Genomic DNA, 946 nt, shown 5'->3' on the forward strand with positions numbered 1-946 from the left:
GGGGTAGATGATTGGGGTGAAGTCGTAACAAGGTAGCCGTATCGGAAGGTGCGGCTGGATCACCTCCTTTCTAAGGAGCTCTTCGGAGCTATAAAGACCACGGTTGCGAAAGCAGAGTGGCAAACCGTTTCTTACGCTCAAGTTCAGTTTTGAAAGAGCAATCTTTCAAAAAACATTGCAGCTGTCCAGTTTAGCCGCGAGGATAAACGTCAGTTGTTAATGAACCGGTTTGGTGATGAAGGCGGAGGGGTGCCACGCGTACCCATCCCGAACACGACCGTTAAGCCCTCCAGCGCCGATGGTACTTGGACCGCAGGGTCCTGGGAGAGTAGGACGTTGCCAAGCCGGTCTTTTCTCTGATTCGAGAAGTCGAGTGGAGAAGAGCGTATAGGCCGCCCAGCAGGAAGGGGCGCAATATTGGCCTTTAGCTCAGCTGGTTAGAGCGCACCCCTGATAAGGGTGAGGTCGGTGGTTCGAGTCCACTAAGGCCAACCAAGATTTTTATTGATCTTCTACCCATGGGGACATAGCTCAGCTGGGAGAGCACCTGCCTTGCACGCAGGGGGTCAGGAGTTCGATCCTCCTTGTCTCCACCATCTTTACCCAACGCACATCGACGACGCGTTGATGTGCGGGAGAAAACCTTGTACCTTGAAAACTGGATAGCGAACCAAACGACATGAACGTCTTCGGATGAACATGTTCGCGCGAAGAAGAAGGAAGCATCTCTGCCTTACTAGTGTCAACTCATGATGCTGACAACTGAACATTAGCCTTCGGCTAACGTTTAACAGTTGCAGCGGACTGACAACTGAAGATTATCCTAACGGCTAATCTTAGCAGTTGCAGTAGGTTAAGCTAATAAGAGCGCACGGAGGATGCCTAGGCGCCAGGAGCCGATGAAGGACGCGACGAACCGCGATAGTGCTTCGGGGAGTTGTAAGTG

At 52.1% G+C, this 946-nt stretch carries 2 tRNA genes and 3 rRNA genes; all 5 read left to right on the forward strand.

The annotated features are described in order from the left end of the window. Window positions 1-70: ribosomal RNA gene (locus ACFFT4_RS28170) — 16S ribosomal RNA — on the forward strand; the annotation flags it as partial. Window positions 71-228: 158 nt separating this feature from the next. After that, a 5S ribosomal RNA gene (gene rrf / locus ACFFT4_RS28175) occupies window positions 229-345 on the forward strand. A gap of 73 nt (window positions 346-418) precedes the next feature. After that, window positions 419-495, forward strand: a tRNA-Ile gene (locus tag ACFFT4_RS28180). Between the two features lie 25 nt (window positions 496-520). Next, window positions 521-596 (forward strand) — tRNA-Ala (locus tag ACFFT4_RS28185). A 255-nt stretch (window positions 597-851) separates the two neighbouring features. Further along, window positions 852-946 (forward strand): 23S ribosomal RNA (locus ACFFT4_RS28190); the annotation flags it as partial.

Origin of the sequence: Cohnella cellulosilytica (assembly GCF_042431195.1) — a bacterium.
Taxonomy (GTDB): Bacteria; Bacillota; Bacilli; order Paenibacillales; family Paenibacillaceae; genus Cohnella; species Cohnella cellulosilytica.